We start from the raw sequence: 24,148 nt of genomic DNA on the forward strand, positions 1-24,148 counted from the left end.
ACGTAACACCGTTGTATCCATCATTTTACGCGGCGGGTCAACGCCCAGAAGATCATAGCCACAGCACTAAACGTTGCACCGAGCAGGCACACTCCATTCCAGCCCCAGTAAGCATACATACTGGTAGATGCGATTGATCCGGTGGCGCTACCAATGGAATAGAAGACCATGTAACCGGCAGTAATTCGGCTGCGGGCTTCCGGGCGCAGATTAAGGATCATGCTCTGGTTGGTGACGTGTACGGCTTGCACGGCCAGGTCAAGAAGGATAATCCCGATGACTAACGCGAGCAGCGAATGAGGAGTATAACTGATCGGCAGCCAGGAGATGAGTAACAGAATCAATGCTACGCCGGTAGTCTTTTGCCCCAGCCCCTGATCGGCCAGACGGCCTGCCCGTGCTGCTGCTAATGCCCCGGTGACTCCGGCGAGTCCAAACGCTCCAATCGCAGTATGTGACAGGGACAGCGGAGGAGCGCTGAGAGGCAGCACCAGGGAAGTCCACAAGATACTGAAGGCGGCGAAAATCAGCAGGCATAGCACAGCACGGATTCGCAGCAGCCGTTCCTCTGCGAACAGCATGAACAGCGAACGGAGAAGCTGCGGGTAGGATAAGGATTCTCTCCGGGGCTCAGATTGCGGCAGCACCCTGAACAATACACCTGCCATGATTAACGTGAGTCCCGCCGAGACAAGGTAGACTGAACGCCAACCGGCCAGATCCGTTAACACGCCGGCGAACGTCCGCGCCAGCAGAATCCCAATGACAATTCCGCTGGTCACCACACCCACCGTTCGTCCGCGTTCAGCCGGGGCAGCCAGGGTGGCTGCGAACGCAACAAGCGTCTGTGTCACTACCGCAAGCAGTCCGACCGTAGCAATGCCTATGAATAACACCATGCTGGTAGGGGAAGTACCCACGACAACCAATGCCAGCACGGAGACCAGCATCTGCCTGGTAATCAGCCAGCGCCGACCCAGCAGATCGCCCAGCGGCACCAGCAGCAGTAGTCCAATGGCGTAACAAATCTGAGTCACTGTAATCACGATGCCGACGGAAGAATGGGTAATCCCGAATTCACTAGAGATTGCGTCCAGCAGAGGCTGGGCGTAATAGATGTTGGCGACCGCCAGTCCGCAGGTTATGGCAAATAACATCGCAACCTTGCGGTTCATTAAAGATACAGGTATTGGTTCTGCTGCTAAGTCATTAAATTTCGGTTCTTTCACAAAACCCGCCAAACCTAACGCCTCCTTCATACCGATAATAATATACCGATAGGTATGTAATGATTCTTGCTAAATATAACGCTAAGGAAAATTAACTGTCAATAGGGAACGGGGGTGGAAGATATATAGAAAGGTCTGATTGACAGGAGAATCTTCGCCAAATACAATTGTAATATACCATTCGATATGAAATGAGGGAGTGCTATGGCCCGGCCGCGCGAATTTGATCAGGATAAGGCGCTTGAGGAAGCGATGCATGTGTTTTGGGAAAAAGGGTTCGAAGCGGCCTCCTTAAGCGACCTAACCGCAAGAATGGGCATTCAGCGTCCAAGCCTATACTCTGCCTTTGGAGATAAGAAAGGATTGTTTGAAGCTGCCTTGCGAAAATATACGAGCTCCCATGCAGCCTATGTCCGGGGCAGTCTGCACAAGCATTCTTCGGTGAAAGAGGCATTCCGTAGCTTTTTTGAAGATGTGGTGTCCAAAGAATATGAGAAAAGCCCGAGCACGGGGTGCTTCTGCATTAATTCAATGGTGGAGCTGGCTCCCCATGATGAAAAGTTTGAGATTCTGACCAGAGAACATCAGATGTACCTCTCGGTGATCTTCCAGGAAACGATTGAACGGGGCATGCAGTCAGGGGAGCTTGATCCCGGGATTAACGCCAAGAATCTGGCGCAGACACTGGTCATTTCGTTAATAGGACTCACGGTGTTCCTGAAGTCCCGTCCGGACAGGGTAGTCACGGATAACTTTGTGAAACAGATCCTTACTTTAGTAGCTATAGCTTAATCAAAAAGAGGGAAGGTGATTGCTATCTATATGGAATCAAGCAAAGAGAGGGAGCTCTCCTTCGATATCCGCAGAACAGTAATCTTAGGGGCTTATATCCGGGAGTGGAAGATGCCGGAATACCGGATTATCTTAAGCAAGCCCGCTACAGCCGTCCATGTTGAGGTTTACTATTTTCCGGCTACGGACGAGACTATGGTGGCGAGGTTCGCAACAGTCGGGTTAGCCGCAACTCGCCGCCCGAATGGACAAGCTGTGGGTACAGAGTGGGTGATGGCTCTGGCCTCTGACTTAGGCGGGGAGGCTGTGGACCGGATATTTACCTATCTCTGTGACCTTATCGCCCATCATATAGAGAGCGCAGGTGATTCGCGGATACCTAGAGTGATGGAGGAGAGTCCGCTTGCCCCGGCTAACTGGACAACCACTGCTTTTCTGCTGGATGAGCTGAGGGGGGAAAGTGAAGAGCTGGAGGAGATTCAGGTCGGGAGCGAGAGGGCCCAGATCCTATGGGCGCTACCAGTCACGGCGCAGGAGGCTGAATTAATTTTAAATGAAGGCGTGGAGGCCTTTGATTCCTACATCGAAGAGATCGAGCATTCCATTATTGATCCGCGGCGGCCGTTGGGAAATGTTCACTAACCATGCTAAACTAATGATATCTATCACCAAGGACAGGACGGAAGAGATGCAATGGGAAGAAAACAGTCTTTTACAGAGACAGAGCTGCTGGACACAACCAAACAATTGGTGCTTGAGCATGGATATGACGGGTTTCATCTCAAGCTGCTTTCACAGCATCTGTCAGGGGCCAGAAGCACTATCTATCAGTATTATGCGAATAAGGAAGAGATTGTGGCGGCTTGTATGAAGCGCGTAATGGCAGCAGTAGTAGACAAGGCATTAGCCATTGATGAGGCTGACCCGATGGATGCCCTTGAACAGCTGCTGCTCATTTACGTGGAGGAGTCTGCGTTACATCAGCTTCTGGGCAATGCGAATAAGATCAATACGGCCAATTCTTCAGCAGCGGCGAGAGATCTTGAATATATTGAGGCAGGACATCAGACACTCAAAATTCAACTATCCCGCTTATTCGAACGCGCCCAGCAGAATCAAGACCTGAGGCAGGATATCCCACTTCCTGTACTTATTGGTGTGTTCTTTAACCTGATTGATACGCCTAATATGCTGAATATCCCTACTCCCGCTTGGGGTAAGCTGCTGTTTCAAATGTGGATCGGAGGGGCCAAGAGCTGACTGCCGCGTTGAATCCAATTTGACACAAGTGTCGAATATGGTGTTTAATTTAATGTGTCAGATGTCGGTTATATTGGCAGGTTAAAATTGACACATGTGTCGATAATATAAATAAGGAGTTGGAAGGGAATGTTTCTAGCTGTAAAAGAACTGCTGCATAGCAAAATGAAATTTTTAATGATCATCATTATTTTTGTGCTCCTGGCCTGGCTGGTATTTATCTTATCAGGCTTAGGGAATGGTCTATCTACGCTGGCTGCGTCAACCTTTAAGACGATGAAGGCAGACTATGTCATTTTCGAGGAAGGATCACAGTCTTCAATGAGCAAATCGCTGCTGTCTGATCAACTATTGGCGGAAGTCGAGCTGCTGCCTAACGTGAGTGGCGCTGCCCCTATGGGAACTAGCATGGCAACAGCGATGAAGGCAAACAGCACCAAGAATGAAGACAAGCTGGATATCGCGATTATAGGAATTAACCCGGGAAGCTTCCTGGAACCGTCTGTCGTGGAAGGGGAACGCCTATCTGCTGAGAACCATACGGGTGTCATAGTGAATTCAACCATGAAGGATGAGGGCTATGGCATAGGTGATACTTTTCAAATAGACGGCACGACTGAGTCACTAACGATTATAGGATTCGTGGAGAATCAGACTTATAACCACGTGGCCTCCGTATTCACTCCAATGGCCGAATGGCGGAAGATTGCCTTCGCAGCTCCTGGTTCCGATAAAGGCGTTGCCGGGCCTGTTAATGCGATTATGCTGCAAGGCAAGGATATCGATCCGGGCGTCGTGAACAGCAAGCTCGCGAGTATAGACACGGTTACCCGGTCGGCAGCAGTACAGGGAATGCCAGGGTACAAAGAAGAGAACGGAACGATTCTAATGATGCTGGCTTTTCTGCTTGCAATCGCCGCCTTCGTGCTTGGGGTATTCTTTTACGTAATGACGATGCAGAAAACCAATCAATTCGGCATTATGAAAGCTATAGGTGCCAGTAACAGATTCTTAAGCAAAGCGATTGTATCGCAAGTATTGGTGCTATCGCTGACCAGCATTGTAGCCGGAGTCTTACTTATGGAACAGCAGCCATTATGCCGAAGGGGATGCCGTTCAAGCTGGAGACTACTCTTGTCGTGACGTATTCTGTGATTCTGCTGGTTATCGATATGTTAAGTTCGCTGGTATCGGTTCGAAAGATTACTAAGATTGATCCGCTCAAGGCGCTCGGGAGGGCTGAATAATGACAATGACTAAGGGATTACACATGAGTGAAGTCACCAAATATTATGCCGAAGGAAGCAACCGGATCGCAGCACTCGATCATGTGTCTATATCCGTGGAGCCTGGTGAGTTCGTTGCTGTCGTCGGACCGTCGGGTTCAGGGAAAAGCACATTCTTGTCTATTGCCGGAGCACTGCTGAAGGCTTCAGAAGGGGAGGCTGAGCTGAATGGACATGCTATTGCTAAGCTTACGGCACAGGAACTGGCGGATCTAAGGCTGCAAGAAGTCGGATTCATTATGCAATCTTCGAATCTGGTTCCTTATCTAAGTGTGCTGGACCAATTGCTCATCGTAAAAAAGATGTCAGGGAAGGTGAACAAAGAGGATAAAGCGTTCGCCATTAAACTGCTGGAAGAGCTGGGCCTGGGCTCGAAGCTGAACAGCTTCCCGGAGGAGCTGTCAGGCGGTGAGAAGCAGCGGACAGCAATTGCCCGTGCGCTCATCAACAATCCCGGTATCATCCTGGCGGATGAGCCTACGGCAAGCCTGGACACCAAGCGTGCGCATGAAGTGGTCTCCCTGATTGCTCATGAGGTGAGAACACGCCGTAAGGCGGCGATTATGGTTACACACGATGAACGTATGCTTGAATATTGCGATAAGGTGTACCGGATGGAAGACGGGAGGTTATCTGTAGCAAGGCTGGAGTCCATCGTGTAGTGCCAAGTCAACGGGGGGGTGTTTGCCATAGCCAATGAATTCAGCAAAGCTAATGAGCTTTCCTTCGATATCCGAAAGACGGTCATCTTAGATGCATATACCAGAGTGTGGAAAATACCGGAATACTGGATCACCCTTATGAAGCCCGAGAGAGTGCAGATCGAGATTTATTTTTTTCCGGCGGCAGAGGAGAAGGGGGTGGCCAGATTCGCGACAGTCGGGTTATCTGCGGCTCACCTGTTCAGTAGACAAGCGGTGGGTACAGAATGGGTAATGGCTATGCCCGGGGATTTAGGCGGTGAGACGCTGGAGCGAATTTTTGCCTACCTGTGCGAGCTTATCGCCTACCATCTGGAGGCTGCCCCAGATTCTCCGATACCCAGACTAATGAATGAGAGCCGGCCTACGCCGGCCTACCGGCCCCTCCCTGCACCCCTGCGGGGGAAGCTGATGGAGGAAAGTGAGGAGCTGGAGGAGGTTCAGATTGGAGACGAGGTCATCCGTATCCTGTGGTGGTACCATACACGGGGGATGGGGTTTCATTGACCGCCGGCGGCTGAAAGGCAACAGCGGAGTGCAATCTTTTCCATGAAAAGGGTTGCAAGAAAGTCTTGTTGAACCTATTGATCCATGATATAATCGGTCCATAATTAAATAGACAACGGATTGTTACTACGTATGTAGGCAATACCATTAACAGAGCTATATTTATATATGGTGAAGTTTGTGGTGTTGCCTTTTTTTATTTTGCGATAAAGGTGGTTATTATGAGAATTGCAAAAGTGTTGAATAATAATGCCATCATTACTATGAATGACCAGAACAAAGAAGTGGTGGTAATAGGCAGGGGGATTGCGTTCAAGAAGAAGCCGGGCGACCTCATTGAGGAAGACAAAATTGAGAAGGTCTTCATGGATAATGAGAGTATATCCGACCAAATGAAGACGCTTCTATCCGAGATCCCGCTTGCGCATATGGAGATTTCGGAGCGTATTATTAATCTCGCCAAAATGAATCTGGGGAAGAGGCTGCATGACAGCATCTATGTTAGCCTGACCGACCACATCCATTCGGCGATCGAACGCTCCAAGCAGGGACACCATATCAAGAATGTATTGCTGTGGGAGGTCAAGAAATTCTACAAGGATGAATTCGAGATTGGTGAGAAAGCGCTGTTACTGATTCATGAGGAGCTGGGAATCCGGTTCCCGGAAGACGAGGCCGCTCATATTGCGCTCCATCTGGTAAATGCGCATATGAATGAAGAGATCCCGAATGTAGTGAAAATCACCAAGATTGTGCATGAAATTCTCAATATCGTGAAGTATCACTTCAAAATCGATTACGACGAAGAGTCGCTAACGTATTACAGGTTCGTCACCCATCTCAAATTCTTCGCCCGAAGAATATTAAATGACACACATATTGAGAATACCGACAGTGAGTTATATGAGATGGTCAAGCAGCAGTATAAGGAGTCCTTCTTGTGTGGACGGAAGATTCAGGATTATATCCGTAAAACATACAATTGTACACTGACCAATGAAGAAGTCATGTATTTAACGATTCATATTGAAAGAGTTGTACATCTAAAATAACCCTTGTTTGGGGTTGCTACTGCGGAGCAGGCAAAACCTAAACTGGGAAAGGACTATCCCTATATTTTGCTAGGGGTATTCTTTCACCGGTTTAGGTTTTTCTTATATTTTTCTTATAAATGAAGAGGAGTGAGCTGTACCATGGATCAACAAAAGCTGGCGAAAGAAATACTAAAATTAGTAGGCGGGGAAGACAACATACAGGATTATACCCATTGTATGACCAGACTTCGCTTCAATCTGCGGGATAATGGGGCTGCAGACCGAATAAAGCTGAAGGAACTGCCTGGAGTGATGGATGTTAACATTAACGGCGGGCAATTTCAGGTGATTATCGGGAACGATGTATCCAAGGTGTATGGGGAGTTAAGCAAGATTGCCAAAAATAATGCTGGCTCTGCCAAGGAGAACACTGAACAACAAGGTAACAATAAAGGGAAGAAGCTCGGCATTAAGGCTTCGGTCGGCAAGTTTTTTGCAGATATACTGCCAGGGATATTTAACCCTCTTGTTCCGGCCATAGCGGGAGCAGGGATGATCAAGGCGCTGCTGGCTATAATCGTCATGTTCAATGCCACAGCGGCGAGTACGGATCTCTACAAAATTCTGAATATTATTTCAGATGCTGTATTCTATTTCCTGCCGATGCTGCTCGCCTTCAGCTCTGCGAAGAAATTCAATGTTAATCCGTATCTGGCGGTTGTGATCGGGGGCGTGCTGCTCCATCCTAACTTTGCCAAATTTATGGCTGACGGTATAACGTCTATGAGCTTCTTGGGATTGCCGGTCAAGCTGGTGTCCTACTCATCCTCTGTTATTCCTATTATTGCAACCGTATGGATCATGTCTTATGTAGAACGTTTTGTCCGCAAAATTGTACCGAATGTACTGAAGACCATCCTGGAGCCGATGCTGATCCTGTTAATTGTGGCACCTATCGCCTTAATCGTGATTGGCCCGGTAGGAATTTATGCGGGTAATGCCATTGCCGATGGCTACATGTACTTCTATGAGCACTTCGGTGTAATCGCCGGAACGCTGCTTGGAGCCACCTTCTCGCTAATGGTAATCACCGGACTACACTACGGCCTCATTCCGCTTGTCTTCCAGGCGATTGCCCAGAACGGCTTCGACTACATTATGCCAATTATGACCGTTGCTAATATCGCGCAGGCCGGTGCTGTATTTGCCGTATTCCTGAGAACCAAGAACAGCAGTATGAAATCCTTGTCTGGAGCCTCAACGATCAGTGCGCTGATGGGAATCTCTGAACCCGCAATTTATGGTGTGAACCTCAAGCTGAAAAAGCCGTTTATTGCCGGGCTCATCGGCAGTGCGGCAGGTGCCTTCATCTTAAGTATCTTCCAGGTGGCAGCCTATGCCCTGGGGAAAGTCGGCTTGCCGTCCTTGCCGCTGTATATCGGACATAAATTTTCGCTGATGATTCTGGCAGTGTGTGTCAGCTTTGTCGTGGCAGCTGTTGTCGCTTATGTTCTGGGCTTCAAGGATGTTACAGAGGCGCCAGTAGAAGAGAACGGTGCGGACCTTCCCGAGCCGTCTGTTAATGAACCTGTATCTGCTAAAAAGCTGCAAAATGAACAAATCTATGCGCCCATTGCCGGCGAAGTTAAAAGCTTAAACGAAGTCAGCGACCCTGCCTTTTCGCAGGAGACGATGGGGAAAGGGATTGCTATCCTGCCTAGTGAGGGCCGAGTGGTCTCTCCAATTAACGGTGTGGTGTCGGTGGCCTTCAAAAAGAAACATGCTGTTCTCCTTACCAGTGACGACGGGGCAGAGGTTCTGATTCATGTCGGGATTGATACGGTCAAGCTGGGCGGCAAACACTTCACGCTCCATGTAAATCAAGGGGACCGGGTAAATGTCGGCGATCTGATTCTTGAATTCGATAGGGACAGCATTATTCAAGAGGGCTTCGATATCATCACTCCGGTAATTATCTCTAATACGGGTGACTACACAGACATTACTGCGGTCAGCCCGTCCACTGTGAAAGAAAAGGATATTTTGCTGAAACTTAATGTCTAAACCAATAGAAGGGAAGAAGATAGAATGAAACAGACAGATATGCAATTCCCGGAAGGCTTCTTATGGGGGGGCGCGATTGCGGCTAATCAGGTGGAAGGCGCTTATCAGGAGAACGGTAAAGGGTTATCGATTGCTGATATTCTGGCCAACGGGATCTTTAACCCGCCCTATGAGCATCCGGATAAGAAGAACCCTTACCATGAGGCTATAGATTTTTACCACAGATACGAAGAGGACATTGCTTTATTTGCTGAAATGGGCTTCAAGGCGCTGCGTACCTCCATTGCCTGGACGAGAATATTCCCGAACGGGGACGAAGAGACTCCTAACGAAGCGGGCCTGCAGTTTTATGATCAGTTATTCGATTGTATGCGAAAATATAATATTGAACCGGTTGTGACGCTATCCCATTATGAGATGCCGCTCGGACTTGTTAACAATTACGGTGGGTGGAGAAACCGCAAGCTGATTGAGTTCTTTGAGCGATATGCGATTGCCGTATTCAAACGTTACAAGGACAAGGTGAAATACTGGATTGCCTTCAACGAGATTAATGTGCTGCTCCATATTCCCTTCGTCGGCGGAGGAACGGTCATCGAGGAAGGTGAGAACAAGAAGCAGATTATCTACCAGATGGCGCATTACCAGCATGTAGCCAGCGCGCTGGCGGCGAAGGCCTGCCACGAGATTATTCCGGGCTCGCAGATGGGCTGTATGATTGCCGCAGGGCCGTACTACCCGCATACCTGTCACCCGGATGATATTCTCACAGCCATGGAGATGGACAGACAGGTCTACTTTTTCACCGATGTTATGGCTAGAGGCTACTACCCTACTTACGTGAAACGGTGGTTCAAGGAGTATGACATCAAGCTGGATCTGACGGCAGAGGATGAACAGCTGCTGAAGCAGCATACTGTCGATTACATCAGCTTCAGCTATTACAAGAGCCGGTGTGCCAGTGCTAATCCGACTGGGCTGGAGATGGTATCGGGCAACCTGGCAATGGGGGTCAAGAATCCTTATCTGAAAGCGTCCGAGTGGGGCTGGCAGATTGATCCCACGGGTCTGAGATTCACGCTGAACCAGCTCTACGACCGGTATCAGAAGCCGCTGTTCATTGTCGAGAACGGATTCGGCGCTGTAGACACAGTTGAAGAAGACCAGAGCATCCATGATGATTACCGGATCTCCTACCTGCGGGACCATATAATTGAAGCGGGCAAAGCGGTGGAAGACGGCGTCGAACTGCTGGGCTTCCTGAGCTGGGGGCCGATTGATATTGTAAGTGCCTCAACAGGTGAGATGAAGAAGCGGTACGGGTACATCTATGTCGACAAGGATAATGAGGGGAACGGCACACTGCGCAGAATCAAGAAGAAGAGCTTCGACTGGTACAAGGAGGTTATCGCCTCCAACGGGCAGAGCTTATAGTCTAAGGATAATGAGTTCGCCCGAAAAAGAAAAGGCACCCGCTTGGGTGCTTTTTGCGTTGCTGGTTAGCTTCCAGCTCACCCCGCAGAAGAGCAATATCATTATTAATGATACTCACCTTCTCTTCTAATCATTTTACCTGACCGCTGTAACAGCCTACACTTTGTATGAAGCCACTACAGCGTAACAGGAGGATATGAAGATGAAGGCAATTACACTTGGACCGCAAGGTCTGCAATATACGGAGCATCCTGACAAGCGTCCTGAACAGGGGCAGGTCAAGGTTAGGCTAAAGACAGCCGGACTCAATCACCGGGATTTGTTCATTATAGCTGCTGCTTCTGCTACAGAAGGTACGCCGGGTCCGGTTCATCCTTGCGTGCTGGGTTCAGACGGAGCTGGCGTTATCGAAGAGACGGGGGAAGGGGTAAACGGCCTGGCTCAGGGGATGGAGGTCATCATTAATCCATGTCTTGGCTGGGATCGGGCGGATGAGGTGCCTGTGGTGCCTGACATATTGGGGTACCCTGCAGACGGGACTTTTGCTGAATATGTCATTGTGCCGGAGCAGAATGTTGTGCCTAAGCCGGCGTACCTGTCTTGGGAAGAGGCTGGTGTGTTACCTTTAGCGGCACTCACTGCGTACCGGGCGTTATTTACCAGAGGGAATCTGAAGCGGGGCGACCATGTGCTGATTCCGGGCATTGGAGGCGGAGTGGCTACGTTTGCTGCTCTAATGGCGGCAGCAGCTGGAGCGCAGGTCACAGTTACGTCCAGAAGTGAAGCGAAGCGTGCAGAGGCCCTGCAATTACCGGTTACGCAGGTTATAGACAGTAATAGCCGTTGGCGGGAGAAGCTTCAGCATCAGCCTGTAGATCTGATCTTAGATAGCGTGGGCCCAGCGATATTCGGGCAATACTTCGAGGTCATTAAGCCGGGCGGTAAAATCGTCATGTTCGGTGCAAGCTCAGGCGATGATCTCACCATTCCCGCCAGAGCAATATTCTTCCCGCAGCTTCAGGTGCTTGGAACTTCCATGGGCAGCCATGAAGAATTCACCGCGATGCTTGAGTTCATGGAACAGCATCAGCTACACCCTATCATGGATAGCGTGTATTCCTTAGCGGAGACTCCGCTTGCTCTTCAGCGGCTGGAGCGCGCGGAGCAGCTCGGGAATATTGCGCTGAGGATAGGCTGAGGGTAGAGGGATAGGAGATACGCGGCACACGGACCGAATGTATGTGAAAAACAGCATACAGCACAGGGTTCTATAAACGCGCCGCCTAATAAATAAACGCTACTGACATAACGTTGTCAGTAGCGTTTTTTTATCATTGGACATGTAAACATTCAAGAGAGGATGAACGCTGATGAATTTCGCTTCGATACGTATCATTACTGACGACATTGATCGTCTGGTCGACTTCTACCAGCAAGTGACAGGGGTGACAGCACAGCGGCCCGCACCGGTATTTGCCGAATTCGTTATGCCCGCATGTACCCTGGCCATCGGCCACTCCAAGACAGCGCAGCTATTCGGTGCTGATTCTGTAGCAGCGGCCAGTAACCGCACGGTCATTATGGAGTTCCGCGTCGATGATGTCGATGCGGAATATGCGCGCCTTAAGCCACTTGTCGGGGACTGGGTACAGGAGCCGACGACGATGCCGTGGGGGAACCGTTCGCTGCTGTTCCGTGATCCCGACGGCAACCTGGTGAACCTCTTTCAGCCGGTGACGGAGGAGGCGGTGGAACGGTTTGCAGGCAGGTAATAACATAGCCAGAGCCCTGCGGCTGACAGACGATGAACGCCAGCATCTGCATCTGCTGGCCAGACCGGTACAGCAGGACCGGGAAGCGGATCAGCACATTTCAATAGGGATTGAACGGACCATACTGGCGTTAGATCCACATCCGGCATTCGTGCTGGGGAGATATTGGGATGTGCTGATGCGGAACAAGGCGGCTGAGCTTGTGTTCCGTTTACCTTCGTATGCGGATATGGAGCGGGAGAGAATGAACTGGATCAGGTATCTTTTGACAGGGCTGGGGTCGGGCATAGAGGGCTCAGGGACCGGGGCCAACGTTCTGATTGCCCAGTTCCGGGCGGATTACGCCCGCTTCCCTGAGGATGCGAGGTATAAGCAGCTCATAGACGGAGATACGATCCCCGGATCGGCGAGATGGAATTTGAGCATGTGACCCTGCAGCAGATGCTGGAGACCCTTGAAGCAGAAACCAAATAGAAAATAAAAAGCTGGAAGACCTCTTGTGAGCCTCCAGCTTCTTGGTGTATAAAACCATACCTAGTTCCCGTAACTCTTCAGCCACGACTTCAGTGATTCACTCATAATCTCATATTCGCTCTGTGCATCACCAGGATGCAGCTCGATTCCCCCGGACGGGCCCAGAATCACCATGTCTACACGGGTCTGGTCTTTAAAGGTTATGGTCCCTGTGTTGCTCGCTCCGAATGAATTCCCTGCATCAAAAGGTCTAAGCTCAGCCTCCTGTATCATTTGGATCATTCTATCCGTTTCTTCTTCGCTTAATAAGGTGGGGTTAATCATGCCGATGCTGATTTCCTGTACCTGCCCCGAGTTCAGCTTCTCTTTGAACTGCTCGGACCAGCGGCGCTCTGCGTTTCCTGAGGAGCAGCTGGATACCATCAGGATGAAACCGGCGATTACCAGGACCACCCCTGTTACCCGTTCCGCCCCTAAGGCCAGCCCGCTGGGCTCCGCATTTTTGAACCTCCAGCCCAGCCGTAGATACCACGCTATCTTAGGCCAAATGGCTATAACCAATCCAATAGCTATGATTACAGCACCCAAAAATCCAGTCAAATCAATCACATCCCATGTCGGTTAATTCATATTTACTACGGGAAACTATTCCTTCAGGTTTCTTTTATAGAAATTCCTTACAATATAGGTATTGACTTGACGTGCACGTAAACTTGTAGGATAGAGCCATGAAGTACTTCATAGCCATAGGAAAGGAGAATTCATGATTACCACTCAGCTGAGTAAAATCGGAGAGGTGTCGGTCCGGTACGGTATCTCCAGCCGCACGCTTAGGTACTACGAGGAGATTGGACTGATCGCCAGCATCAGGGAACCTAACAGTGCAAAACGCCTGTACAGCCAGGAGATGCTCAGGAGGCTTGAACTGATTCTGCTGCTGAAGCAGTTAAGCTTCTCCGTGAAGGACATTTCAGCGGTGCTGTTAGCATCTGAACTGTCAAGGGCGGTCGGTGTTTTCTGCAATAAACTGGGGGAGGTTCAGCGGGAGATCAGCAATATGCTGGTACTCAGGGAGCTGCTCGAACGGTATGTGGCATTATTGCAGGAACAGGGGGTCGCCAAAGGCAATGCCATCGGTCTGTTATTGGAGCAGTCGAAGCGGATTAATCTGGACGTTGCTGCCATGTTTCGTGAAGGAGAATTGAATATAGAGACGGAGGAATCAGGAAGAATGGAACATCAATTAGTGAAGCTGGAGGATCATCAGGTCCGGTTTATTGAATTGAAGCCGGTGAAGGTGGCGTACTATCAGACTACTGCAGGGAATCAGCCGGAGGATGAGGCGTGGAATGTGCTGTATGCATGGGTGAAGAAAAAAGGGTTAGACCAGCTTCCAGCTACCCGTTATTTTGGCTTTAATCAGCCCGGCGCGCAGAATGAGCATGGTTATGAGATGTGGGCTACGGTCGGTGAGGACACCGAACCCTCGGGCGAGGTACGGATCAAGCAGGTGAGCGGCGGTCTCTATGCCGTCTCCAGCTTATACGGTCTCGATATCCCCGAAGCCTGGAACCGCTTAAATGAATGGGTGCAGAGCAGTAAATATCAGCCGGGTCCGGGTCAATGGCTGGAGGAGCACTTCCTGTTCAACGGGGAGATGTTTGTTAACGAAGCGTTCCAGCTCGATCTTTATTACCCCATAGCCGTGCAAGCGAAGGGTTAATTCAGACACATACTAAGGCCGTCCTGCGAAGGATGGCCTTTACTCTTTTGAAGGGAAAACGGGGCGGTTAACAGAAATGATATATGGACAGGAAACCAGCGAAATGAAAGGATAAGGCCATGAGTAACTTAATTCTGAAGCACTGGACGGAGGAGCATGAGCTTCCTGGGATTAATTGTATGGCTTACGCAGATGGCAGCATTACGATTCTGAATATCGAGACCTGCTACGACCCGAATACCCATGAGCATACAATGAGCTGCCACCCCCTGTGTGACACAACAATTGAGAGTATTGTGAAGTATAATAATGATCCTTGGACCATCGTGGATGCTTGGACGAGCCTGAAGTATGAGGGCGGAACAATCTACGGCGGGGACGGGCAAATGGGAAATGAGGGCTTCATTGCCTGCACCGATACAGGTGGTGTTTTAGTTTGGGCTTTTTTCTCGGATGCCACGAATCCGATCAAGCAATTAAGCATCGAAGACCGGACATTAATCGCGGTGAATGAGCATGATGAGCTGAGGATCGAGATCAATCTGGACAATCTTACAGAGATGAAGCTGATCCCATGCCGCAAGTAGAATCAAGAAATGCTTTTTCCAGTATTCTAGAATGACTATAGAGCGGTTGGAACGAGGGGGTGAGCGGACGGTGTACGAGTGGCACAGGCAGATCCAGACCATTGTCGATGATATGGACCACAGCATCAAGCAGCATAACAGTGAGGCCATAACGCTGCAATCTCTCGCTGACAAGCTGGGCTATTCGGAGTTTCATACGACGAGGAAATTCAAAGAGATATCCGGGATGCAGCTTAGGGAGTACCTTCGCCACCGGAAGCTGGCTTTTGCACTGAAGGAGGTACGGGATAGCGGAAAAAGCATTCTAGATATTGCGCTCGACTATGGATTCTCCTCCCATGAAGCTTTTACGCGTGCGTTCAAGATGACCTATGGTGTGGCCCCAAGCGAGTACCGGAGACACCCGTATCCTGTCGTCCTTCGGACCAAAATCAACCCGTTTGACCGCTACTTTTTCGGACTAGGAGAGGTTGGCATGGTAAAATCTACAGAAGAGGTTAAAATCTATTTCGTAACCATTCCCGCGCACAAATTCCTGCACATTAAGAACTACGAGAGCAACGGGTATTGGGATTTCTGGCAGAAGCAGAGCCTGATTCCAGGGCAGGACTGCGAGACCATCAGCGGCTTGCTGGACAGTATCAAGGGGAAGCTGGATGATGACGGCGGAAGCGATACGAACAGCGGCAACGGCCAGATCATGGCCTATATGAATGACCCGGACGGCAGGCTCTGCGATTGGGGATTTCCGCGTACAGAGTGCTATGGGGTACGTCTCCCCTATGATTATGATGGCGAGGTCCCCGCGCAGATGCTGATGGCGGATATTCCAGAGGCCGAGTACATTGTGTTCGAGCACGGGCCGTTTGATTACGAGCAGGAGAACCGCAGTGTCGAGAAACGGATGGAGCAGGCGATGGCCGCTTTTGACTATACAGGCACTGGCTATTGCTTCGACCCTGCCCCCGGCCGGATCATCTACTTCTATTTCAACCCGGAGCGGTACTTCAAGTATGTCCGGCCTGTGCGGAAGTCATAAATTGCTTCAAGCGCCTGCTGCTTTCATAGGGCGGGTGCTTTACTATATATCAATAATGAACCTAAGGAGTATATCTATGTATGACGCTAATCCAGGCTGGCTTGCCCATTGCACAGAAATTATAGATGTAGCAGATTTGTTACCGGTCCCCTCCACAATACGTCTGGATCAGGCTGCCCTCCTGTTGGTAAGTGATGGCCAAGCCACGCTATCGATCAACGGGCATGAAGAGCAGCTTCTTTTCGGCCAGTTAATTGCTCTTGAGAAGGGTTCGGTCATCCGGCTGGCCTCTGCCAATCATTTTGATTTCTCGGGCTATTTGATTAGCTTCAATACTTATGACACAGAAATGCAATCTCCTTACCACTGGCAAGTAGACCGGGCGGCTGGCTATTATGTTCAGAGTGTGCCTGAAGCGGTGGTTGCAGAGATCCGTTCATCCCTCACCAGGAGCACCGGGCCGCTTGGCATCACCATGAAGCAATACATTCTATACCATTTGTTAAAAGAATTGCAGCATGAACAGCCAACCGCTGAAAGCACACTTGAGCAAAGATTGGCGCGCACGGTGATTTACATGCAGCAGAATTATCATCAAATGATCACAAGAGATGAACTGGCGGCAATCGCCGGATACAGCCCATCCTATTACTCCAGGAAATTCACCCAGCTCTATCATAAGACGCCGGTGGAGTATCTGATCCGTTACCGGATGTATCGTGCTCAGGAGTGGCTGCTGCTTACGGGCGACTCCTCCAGACAGGTGGCGAGGAAGACAGGCTTTGAGGATGCGCATTATTTCAGCCGGCAGTTTAGACAGGTAGCCGGGCTTCCGCCCATGCAGTTCAAATCATCGGTTGCAGACAGCCGGATATGCTTTCTCTCCGCGGCACATGCAGAAATAGCAATAGCCTTAGGGGTAATCCCCCAATCTGTTGTAATTGTCAGTGCTTTAACCCCGGACTATCAACAACCCATGTTCCATATGCACGGCGTGACCTTACTGGCCATGCCGCAGTATATCACTCTGCCGGACCTCATTGCAGAGCAAGAGCCCGATCTGATTATCGGTGAGCATTTATCAGAAGAGTTGAAACAATATTTCCGGGCCATAGCTCCCATCCTAACGAGGCTGCCGGACGATCTGAATGCACGGATCAGCTATTTCGGCACCTTGTTCAACCGGGAGGCCCAGGCAGCACAGCTCATTGCCGGGCTTACTGTGCAGGCCGATCTCCTGCGAAACAAGCTGCAAAGGCAGCTCCCGGAAGGCTCCACCGTTCTGTACCTTCGTGTTGAAGAGCTCGGCTACCGTTATATTGGTGAAGCTTCCAGCGATGCAGCTACCCTGCTGTACAAGGAGCTGGGGTTAACCATGCCTGAGATTATCCGTGCCCACGAGAACAGCTTCAATCCATGCTCATTGCAGCAATTAGCGGAGGCCAATCCTACGTATCTATTCATTGAGAAGCGTATTATGGAGTACTACAATGCAGATTTAAGCCTGTCTAAGCTACAGGCCAGTGAGCAATGGGCTGCCTTAGACGCGGTGAAGAATAACCGGGTGATCTATGTGGATACCGGGCTATGGATTAATAACTGCAGCGCGTATGGCAAAAGGGTAATCCTGCAGCAGATGGAACAGGCTATGCTGGACAGCGGGGCTCCTGAGACACAATAATCCAATGTTTACGACATTTTAGGCTATAGTAGGTTCATTTATTATTCCTTATAATTTGATAGTGATAATCATTATCAGAGAAGAGAGGCTATGATGTAATGAGAAAACCTATGCTCTATATACTGTCTATGCTAGTAATGCTGACTTTAGTCGCTTGTTCAACCACCACAGCGGAAAGCAGCAGCACGGCGAAGGCTACAGAAGGCCCAAGTGAGTCTGCCACACGAGTCGTCAGTAGTGCCTTCGGTGACATTACGATTCCTGTGAAGCCGAAGAACATGCTGATTCTTAACTCGAATTATGCCGAGAATCTGATCGAGCTCGGCGTGATCCCTGATATGGTTACACTTGTACAGGAGATTGAACCCGAGTATCGGCCGAAGTTATTCAATGACAATAAGGTGACAATGATTGAGGTTCAGCAATATGAAGAGAATCTTGAACTTATTCTTGCCGCAGCACCGGATCTGATTATTGTCGATAATGGTACAATTGATACCAAAAGGTATGAAGCCTTGAGCCAAATTGCCCCTACGGTGGCTGTGGAGGCCGGCGGTACTGTCAGAGAGAGTGTTGCCGCCCTCGGCAAGCTGTTCCATAAAGAGAAGGAGGCTGAGCTGGCCCTAAGTAAATATAATGACAAGATAAAAAACACCAAAGAGAAATTGCAGCAGGCTTTAGGGGATCAGACCATTCTCGTCTTGCGTGTGGAGCAAAATCAATATCGGGTGTTGGGCCAGGAAGCTGGAAGCCCCGGAAGCGGCATTTTGTATAACGAGCTGGGACTACATATTCCAGAGCAGTTAAAAGACTATAAAGATTGGTTCACGCCGATGTCTATGGAGATTTTTCCCAAGCTAAAAGCGGATCATATCTTCGTGGAACAACGCATGATGCAGAATTACAGCAGTGAGCAGTCTATGAAGGACTTGGAGAATTCTCCAATCTGGAAGGGTATGGAGGCTGTGAAAAAAGGGCATGTGTACCGCTTGGAGACAGCGGATTTTGTAGTGGGTGAAGGACTGATCGGCACGCCGCTGCTCCTGGATTATCTGGCAGACAAGTTGGTGCCCTAATGGAACAGGTTATCTATGACGTCATTATTATCGGGGGCGGTCCTGCGGGGATGTACGCAGCCTTCTATAGCGGAATGCGGGAGATGAAGACGAAAATCATCGAAGCCAAGCAGGAGCTGGGCGGATTCATGCGCACCTATCCTGAGAAGCTGGTATGGGATGTTGGAGGGATCGGACCTGTCCGGTGCGAGGAGATTATCCACTCGTTGATCCGGCAAGCCGCCACTTTTGATCCAAGCATCGTATATGGGCAGGAAATCGTCCAGATGGAGAAGCGTGATGACGGTATATTCATACTCACAGCGGATTCAGGAGAGAAGCATTATACCAGAACCATCATTCTGGCTACGGGGCGCGGGATTACCAGCATTCAAAAGCTTGCGGTGGAAGGCGCTGACCGCTTTGAGCTGAGTAACCTTCACTATACCGTGACGAGCATCAATAAGTTCAAGGATAAGAGGGTGCTGATCTCCGGCGGGGGCGATTCAGCCGTCGATTGGGCGGTGGCTATGGCTCCCCTTGCCAAAGAGGTATATGTCGTTCACCGGAGAGATGACTTCAGCGCCTTCGAATCCTCGGTAACCGAGATGAAGTCTCTGGCTACTGTATATGTTCCTTATACGGTAGCCCGGCTGCACGGTCATGAAGGCAGAATCGGATCGGTGACGCTGCAGCATGCGGATTCCCAAGAAACGGTTCAGCTCGAGGTGGATGAGGTACTGGTGAATCACGGGTTCGAGCGGAACTTCGGCGGGGCCATCCTCGAATGGGGGCTGGAGCATGAAGAGTTCGGCATCTCGGTGAGCCCCGTCATGCACACGAGCATGCCAGGCATCTTCGGCGCAGGTGATATTGTAACCCATGCCGGGAAGGTAAGGCTGATCGCCGGTGCCTTCAATGACGCGGTGCTTGCCGTCAACAGCGCCAAATTATATATCGATCCCACCGGGTCCAAGATGGCCGGGGTCTCCTCGCATAATGACCGTTTTGCGGATAAGAATGAGGAGGAGCGGCAGAAGTACAGAGCATCGCAGGGCAAATGAAGGTACAAATGAGCCTGCAAAAAGCAAAGCACAAGAGCGCACAAGCCAAAGGGCTTGTGCGTTTTGCTGTAGCGGAAAGTGAAAGGTGTATTTTATGATGAAACGATATTAAGATTATTCAATATTTAGAAATTATTGTGAAAGGTGGATGCGTTGTTATGAATGAACAATGTGAAAAAATTCATGTTTAGGGTTGAATCTGGATTAAGGTGTAACCGCCCTCTGCTGCTTGTCCTAATGGCTATCCTTCTAATCAGCAGTTTGACAGCCTGCAGCGGATACTCCTTAGGGGGCGAGGAAGCAAATCCGTCTGCACAACCAGCCAGGCCATCGGCACTTCCTGCCCGACTTGCCCAGGCAACGCCTGCAGCCACCCCGCTAACGACCAAAGCGACCGGCCAGATTTATCTGTATGGCGAATCTCATGGGATTGCCAAGATTATGGACAAGGAATATGAGGCTTGGTCCGATTATTACCACAACAAGGGGATGAGACACCTATTCGTGGAGCAGTCCTATTACGCTGCCGAATACTTGAACCTGTGGATGCAGTCGGACAATGACGACATTCTGGAGGAGCTTTATCAGGATTGGGAGGGGACTCCGGGTCACGTGCCCTATACGAAGACTTATTTTCGGAAAATAAAAAGCGGATGCCCGGATACTATTTTCCACGGAACAGATGTTGGGCATCAATGGGACATAACCGGTAAGCGGTTCATGTCTTATCTTGAGGACAACAACCTCACCGGATCAGAGATGTATACCTTGACTACCGAAGCGATCCAGCAGGGCGAGAGGTATTACAGTAGTCACGATGAGGTATATCGGGAGAACAAGATGACCGAGAATTTCATCCGCGAATTTGAAAAGCTGGGCAGCGAGAGCATCATGGGCATTTACGGCGCAGCGCATACCGGAGTCAATGAAATGGAGCTTTCTACCAAATCGGTCCCCTGTATGGCGAATCAATTACATAAGTACTATGGTGGCAACCTGCATACGGAGGATTTGAGCTGGATGGTGAAGGATATTGAACCGCTCAGAGTGGATGAAATCACCATGCAGGGCAAAAAGTATGAGGCATCTTATTTTGGAAAGAGTGATTTGAGCGGATTTAAGGATTACGCCTTCCGGGAGTTTTGGCGATTGGAGGGGGCTTATCAAGATGCCAGCAAGCTGCCGCTGCTGGGTAGTGTTCTTCCGTATGATGAATATCCGATGCTGATTGAAGAAGGACAGGTATTTGCTATCAGCTATACCAAAACAGACGGGTCGGTAGAAAGAGAATACCATTTGGCTAATGGTAATAGATGGAAGGGAAAGAATGCGACGGAGCAGATTAAGGTAACGGAATGACCTGCTGATGTAAGCAGAGCTGCGGAAATGGTATATTAATCTAGGAGTTTCCATTTCTTAATCGGATGGGCAGGTGTAACATTTGGACATGAATAATGGAAAAGGAAAAGCTCATGTTGTTGAATTTATGACTTGGGCAGAGGAGCAGGGCTGGGAGATAAGGAGGAAGTCCGGTTCTCAGCTACATTTAGATAGCGGCATTACTTCCCGATATAAAGGACTACCCGAAGAGTATTTAGAATTTCTAAAAGTAGTTGAGGTGTGCGTTGCACCGGATGAGCAAACCTGGTTTATTGGTGAGGCTGAGTTCAATCATAGTGCGGGAAGCGAATTCCGGTGGAACGAATTTGAACTGCTAAGTTTGGAGGCCGCAGCGGGTGATTCAACTTGGCAGTCAGAGATCACGGCCTGGTGGGATCATCACTTGCCGATTGTAATGTCTGTGGAGGATGGTTATTCCTTCTATGCCATTGCAACGGATAGCGGGGCTATTGTTCATGGATGTGAGCCTGAATTTGAAGAGGTTGAGCAGGTAGCCGATTCGTTCGGGGAATTCCTGGCCTGGCTGATGGCGAATTCGAAGCAAGGATGAAGGGCTGACTCCCGGATCGGCACTATATGACGGAAAGATGGAAAAGATCAGAACCTGAAAGATTAGGTTCTGATCTTTTTCATTGGATGAGGGTGGAGTGTAGGCAATCGGAATGCATAAGGGGAATAGATGGATTTTGTACACTTGCTAACGAACGAATGGCTGATACTCCAGAAATAGTTGAAAAAATAACACCTAAATGTTCAAATTCTCACTAGAAGTGCCAAAACCGGTGGCAGCAGATGCTGGTTTTCCACTTAATTTCCCGTTAGCGTCAGATGTTGAAGAATTAAGCAGCATTTTTCCACTTGTTAGCGGTCGTGGTTGCGGGCCATCTCTATCCTCAGTTGGATTGTGTTCTTTTAATCCTGCTCCCGGCCTCGGTTATATTCTATTTCAACCATTTTAATAAGATCGGAGGGGGCGACTTTTAAACTTCTGCAAAGCTCAAATATTTTGGTGATGGACGGCTCGTTGCGGCCGACCTCGATCATAGAGATATAGGAGCGATCTACGTTGCATTCGTGAGCAAGGTCCTCTTGGCTCAGGCCTTGTTTGAGTCGTATCGCTTTAACGGTTTTTCCGATAATTTGTTTAAGTGTGCTGGGTGTATCGTTCAAGGAAAATACTCCTTTTATCATTATCTATACCTGCCCACCATCTCCACAAACCGAGACATTGCGCTGGAGAGTACGGCGTTGCTGTGGTAGATCAACCATACCTCCAGCTTCTGGTATTCTTCGGGGAGGCGGTGGGAAGTGATTCGTCCGGCCTCTTCTGCCTTGCGGATCGAGGACTTCGGCAGCAGGGAGACGCCGATTCCGGCGGACACCCCGTTTAGAATCATTTCCAGTGTGCCGAACTCCCGGATCTGAACTGAATGCAGCCCGCTCTCACGCAGGAAGCGCTCCGCTTTAACCCGGTGCGTGCAGCCAACGTCGAAGAACAGCATGGGCTTGTGCAGCAACTCATGCAACTCACTAGTCCCCGGTTCAGCAATGAGCACCAGCTCCTCCTCGTAAGCCGCAACATGCCCGATATCCGGCTGGTCTATGGGTCCATAGACGAAGGCACCATCCAGCTTGTGATCAAGCACCTTGTGCAGAAGGTCATGCGTCTCACCCGTGATGAGCGACAGATGAACATCGGGGTAGCGGGAGTGGTAATCGGCGATCAACGTCGTCAGATGAGTAACCGCGGTCGTCTCAATGGAGCCAATCCGCAACGGGCCGGCCGGGTGCTCGGAGTATTGTGTTGATTGTACAGCCTCGTCCATAAGCATGAGTATGGCATTCGCGTATTCCAGCAGGTTCTCGCCCGCAGGCGTTAATGTCATCCCACGGTTAGACCGGTGAAATAGCGGGACCTTCAGCTCGGCCTCCAGGAACTGAATCCGGCTGGTCACATTCGACTGTACATAGTTCAAGGCTTGCGCAGCCTTCGTAATCGTACCCTCACGGGCCACAGCCTGAAAAATCCTCAAATCTCCACTTTCCATTGCGGTGTCACCTTCTGTATATCATAATCTAGGGTAGTACCTTCCGATGCTGATCATTGTACTGAATTCTATCCTTGATGACAAATCCGGCACCCGAAAGGGCCGCTTGGATTAACGATCTCTTACAGGGAGTGAGCAGATGGAGCACCGCAAAATAATGAATGCATTCAACAAAGAGATTCGTACCCTCCAGAAGAAAACCGTATCTGAAGAAGAACTCAAAGAATGGTACACGTTAATTAAAGATAGCATCCAGAACGACATCAAAGACGGATACAAAGAAACCATTGCCAGAAACCTAACGCTTGGAATTGGTGTACATGGCGGAGATTATCCCAAAAATCTGATTCTGAACGGGGACACGGAAGGGTGGAAGTATGTTACCCGGTTTCTGTATTGGGAGGAGTATATTCTGCGGAGACTGTTCAAGTATAAAGAGGTCTCTTCAAGAACGATAGGCTGTATCATAGGATTAGCCTTGCTATGGGATATGAAGGAGCTGGCACAATTGGCCAGAGATTATTTCCAGATGATATTTGAACAAGATACGCAGCGCTATGCCCACAAGGAGACGCATCATTTGTTCATGGCGTTGTTACATGACTTATTCGTCACGGAGCAGATCAATCAGGAGCTGTATCCGATGCTGCCGGAGCAGCATGTGTACCGGAGATTTCTCGATTATTGGTCTACCACGGATGAAGAGCTGCTGCGTAGCCTAATGGGTGAAATCTGCGATTACCATATCTACAGCTCCCTGGATCTTCCCCATAAATTCGCAGAAATTCTATGTCTGAATTACATCCCTTATGAGGTCCGGCTCATCCAAAAAATAAGACAGAATCAGGGACTAACCGCCGCTACAGTAGACCATCCCCTGCTGACCACCCCGCTTGCTCAGATTCCAGAAAGCAAAGTAGAGTGGGATCTGCTGAATGATGAGGTGTACCAATACTTATTAAGAAGGGAAGCCGGGAGCTAGAGCTGCTGGCCGAAA

Annotated in this window: 25 protein-coding genes; 21 read left to right on the forward strand and 4 right to left on the reverse strand. The window is 49.6% G+C overall.

All coding sequences use genetic code 11. The features are described 5' to 3' along the window. Positions 1-20: 20 nt before the first annotated feature. Entirely contained in the window at positions 21-1,175 is a 1,155-nt protein-coding gene (locus NSU18_RS20200) for an MFS transporter (protein ID WP_341149884.1), read from the reverse strand. A 258-nt stretch (positions 1,176-1,433) separates the two neighbouring features. Between NSU18_RS20200 and NSU18_RS20205 the strand changes: the two genes are divergently transcribed. From NSU18_RS20205 to NSU18_RS20260, 12 genes are all read left to right on the forward strand, one after another. Next, positions 1,434-2,021, forward strand: a complete 588-nt coding sequence (locus NSU18_RS20205) for a TetR/AcrR family transcriptional regulator (RefSeq protein ID WP_341149885.1) — start codon at positions 1,434-1,436, stop codon at positions 2,019-2,021. Between the two features lie 30 nt (positions 2,022-2,051). Further along, positions 2,052-2,663 carry a suppressor of fused domain protein gene (locus NSU18_RS20210; protein WP_341015678.1) on the forward strand — a complete coding sequence of 204 codons (612 nt, stop codon included), beginning with the start codon at positions 2,052-2,054 and terminating at the stop codon, positions 2,661-2,663. Positions 2,664-2,714: 51 nt separating this feature from the next. Next, a complete protein-coding gene (locus NSU18_RS20215) occupies positions 2,715-3,281 on the forward strand; it encodes a TetR/AcrR family transcriptional regulator (RefSeq protein ID WP_341015680.1) in 567 nt (188 codons plus the stop codon). Between the two features lie 129 nt (positions 3,282-3,410). After that, on the forward strand, positions 3,411-4,424 hold the full coding sequence (locus NSU18_RS20220) for an ABC transporter permease (RefSeq protein ID WP_341149886.1): 1,014 nt from the start codon (positions 3,411-3,413) through the stop codon (positions 4,422-4,424). Positions 4,425-4,533: 109 nt separating this feature from the next. Further along, positions 4,534-5,229 (forward strand): ABC transporter ATP-binding protein, encoded by a 696-nt coding sequence (locus NSU18_RS20225; RefSeq protein WP_341018522.1) that lies wholly within the window; start codon positions 4,534-4,536, stop codon positions 5,227-5,229. Between the two features lie 138 nt (positions 5,230-5,367). Next, positions 5,368-5,775: a hypothetical protein gene (locus tag NSU18_RS20230; protein WP_341149887.1), complete on the forward strand. Its 408-nt coding sequence runs from the start codon at positions 5,368-5,370 to the stop codon at positions 5,773-5,775. A 221-nt stretch (positions 5,776-5,996) separates the two neighbouring features. Next, complete coding sequence (gene licT, locus NSU18_RS20235) at positions 5,997-6,827, forward strand: BglG family transcription antiterminator LicT (protein WP_341015684.1); 831 nt, start codon at positions 5,997-5,999, stop codon at positions 6,825-6,827. 141 nt (positions 6,828-6,968) lie between these two features. Continuing rightward, complete coding sequence (locus NSU18_RS20240; RefSeq protein WP_341015685.1) at positions 6,969-8,873, forward strand: beta-glucoside-specific PTS transporter subunit IIABC; 1,905 nt, start codon at positions 6,969-6,971, stop codon at positions 8,871-8,873. 24 nt (positions 8,874-8,897) lie between these two features. Next, positions 8,898-10,307, forward strand: a complete 1,410-nt coding sequence (locus tag NSU18_RS20245; protein ID WP_341015686.1) for a 6-phospho-beta-glucosidase — start codon at positions 8,898-8,900, stop codon at positions 10,305-10,307. A gap of 202 nt (positions 10,308-10,509) precedes the next feature. Then, positions 10,510-11,505: a zinc-binding dehydrogenase gene (locus NSU18_RS20250; protein WP_341015688.1), complete on the forward strand. Its 996-nt coding sequence runs from the start codon at positions 10,510-10,512 to the stop codon at positions 11,503-11,505. Positions 11,506-11,677: 172 nt separating this feature from the next. Further along, positions 11,678-12,079: a VOC family protein gene (locus NSU18_RS20255; RefSeq protein WP_341015690.1), complete on the forward strand. Its 402-nt coding sequence runs from the start codon at positions 11,678-11,680 to the stop codon at positions 12,077-12,079. Further along, positions 12,066-12,509, forward strand: coding sequence for an MmyB family transcriptional regulator (locus NSU18_RS20260; RefSeq protein ID WP_341015691.1), 444 nt, complete (start codon positions 12,066-12,068; stop codon positions 12,507-12,509). Before NSU18_RS20255 ends, NSU18_RS20260 begins: the two co-directional genes overlap by 14 nt. A gap of 104 nt (positions 12,510-12,613) precedes the next feature. Here the strand turns inward: NSU18_RS20260 and NSU18_RS20265 are convergent, their stop codons facing one another. Continuing rightward, positions 12,614-13,153, reverse strand: a complete 540-nt coding sequence (locus NSU18_RS20265; RefSeq protein ID WP_341015693.1) for a DUF6199 family natural product biosynthesis protein — start codon at positions 13,151-13,153, stop codon at positions 12,614-12,616. A gap of 163 nt (positions 13,154-13,316) precedes the next feature. On the opposite strand from NSU18_RS20265, the gene NSU18_RS20270 reads away from it, so the two are divergent. The 8 genes from NSU18_RS20270 (at position 13,317) to NSU18_RS20305 (ending at position 21,653) form a co-directional block, all read left to right on the forward strand. Continuing rightward, complete coding sequence (locus NSU18_RS20270) at positions 13,317-14,276, forward strand: effector binding domain-containing protein (RefSeq protein ID WP_341149888.1); 960 nt, start codon at positions 13,317-13,319, stop codon at positions 14,274-14,276. Positions 14,277-14,395: 119 nt separating this feature from the next. Then, a complete protein-coding gene (locus NSU18_RS20275; RefSeq protein WP_341015696.1) occupies positions 14,396-14,863 on the forward strand; it encodes a hypothetical protein in 468 nt (155 codons plus the stop codon). 70 nt (positions 14,864-14,933) lie between these two features. Next, entirely contained in the window at positions 14,934-15,902 is a 969-nt protein-coding gene (locus NSU18_RS20280; protein ID WP_341015697.1) for a helix-turn-helix transcriptional regulator, read from the forward strand. Positions 15,903-15,978: 76 nt separating this feature from the next. Then, positions 15,979-17,583: an AraC family transcriptional regulator gene (locus tag NSU18_RS20285; RefSeq protein WP_341015698.1), complete on the forward strand. Its 1,605-nt coding sequence runs from the start codon at positions 15,979-15,981 to the stop codon at positions 17,581-17,583. Between the two features lie 128 nt (positions 17,584-17,711). Continuing rightward, positions 17,712-18,659 carry an ABC transporter substrate-binding protein gene (locus NSU18_RS20290; RefSeq protein WP_341149889.1) on the forward strand — a complete coding sequence of 316 codons (948 nt, stop codon included), beginning with the start codon at positions 17,712-17,714 and terminating at the stop codon, positions 18,657-18,659. Beyond that, on the forward strand, positions 18,659-19,702 hold the full coding sequence (locus NSU18_RS20295; RefSeq protein ID WP_341149890.1) for an NAD(P)/FAD-dependent oxidoreductase: 1,044 nt from the start codon (positions 18,659-18,661) through the stop codon (positions 19,700-19,702). The genes NSU18_RS20290 and NSU18_RS20295 overlap by 1 nt, the downstream gene beginning before the upstream one ends. Before the next feature lie 237 nt (positions 19,703-19,939). Next, on the forward strand, positions 19,940-21,061 hold the full coding sequence (locus NSU18_RS20300; RefSeq protein WP_341149891.1) for a hypothetical protein: 1,122 nt from the start codon (positions 19,940-19,942) through the stop codon (positions 21,059-21,061). An 88-nt stretch (positions 21,062-21,149) separates the two neighbouring features. Next, positions 21,150-21,653 carry an SMI1/KNR4 family protein gene (locus NSU18_RS20305; protein WP_341149892.1) on the forward strand — a complete coding sequence of 168 codons (504 nt, stop codon included), beginning with the start codon at positions 21,150-21,152 and terminating at the stop codon, positions 21,651-21,653. A gap of 362 nt (positions 21,654-22,015) precedes the next feature. Here the strand turns inward: NSU18_RS20305 and NSU18_RS20310 are convergent, their stop codons facing one another. Next, complete coding sequence (locus tag NSU18_RS20310; protein WP_341149893.1) at positions 22,016-22,273, reverse strand: helix-turn-helix domain-containing protein; 258 nt, start codon at positions 22,271-22,273, stop codon at positions 22,016-22,018. A 20-nt stretch (positions 22,274-22,293) separates the two neighbouring features. Beyond that, positions 22,294-23,151, reverse strand: coding sequence for a LysR family transcriptional regulator (locus NSU18_RS20315; RefSeq protein WP_341149894.1), 858 nt, complete (start codon positions 23,149-23,151; stop codon positions 22,294-22,296). Positions 23,152-23,308: 157 nt separating this feature from the next. Here NSU18_RS20315 and NSU18_RS20320 point away from each other — a divergent pair, with 157 nt between their 5' ends. Further along, positions 23,309-24,133, forward strand: a complete 825-nt coding sequence (locus NSU18_RS20320; RefSeq protein WP_341149895.1) for a hypothetical protein — start codon at positions 23,309-23,311, stop codon at positions 24,131-24,133. The last annotated feature ends 15 nt before the right edge of the window (positions 24,134-24,148 follow it).

This window comes from Paenibacillus sp. FSL H8-0048 (assembly GCF_038002825.1).
Classification (GTDB): domain Bacteria; phylum Bacillota; class Bacilli; order Paenibacillales; family Paenibacillaceae; genus Paenibacillus_AQ.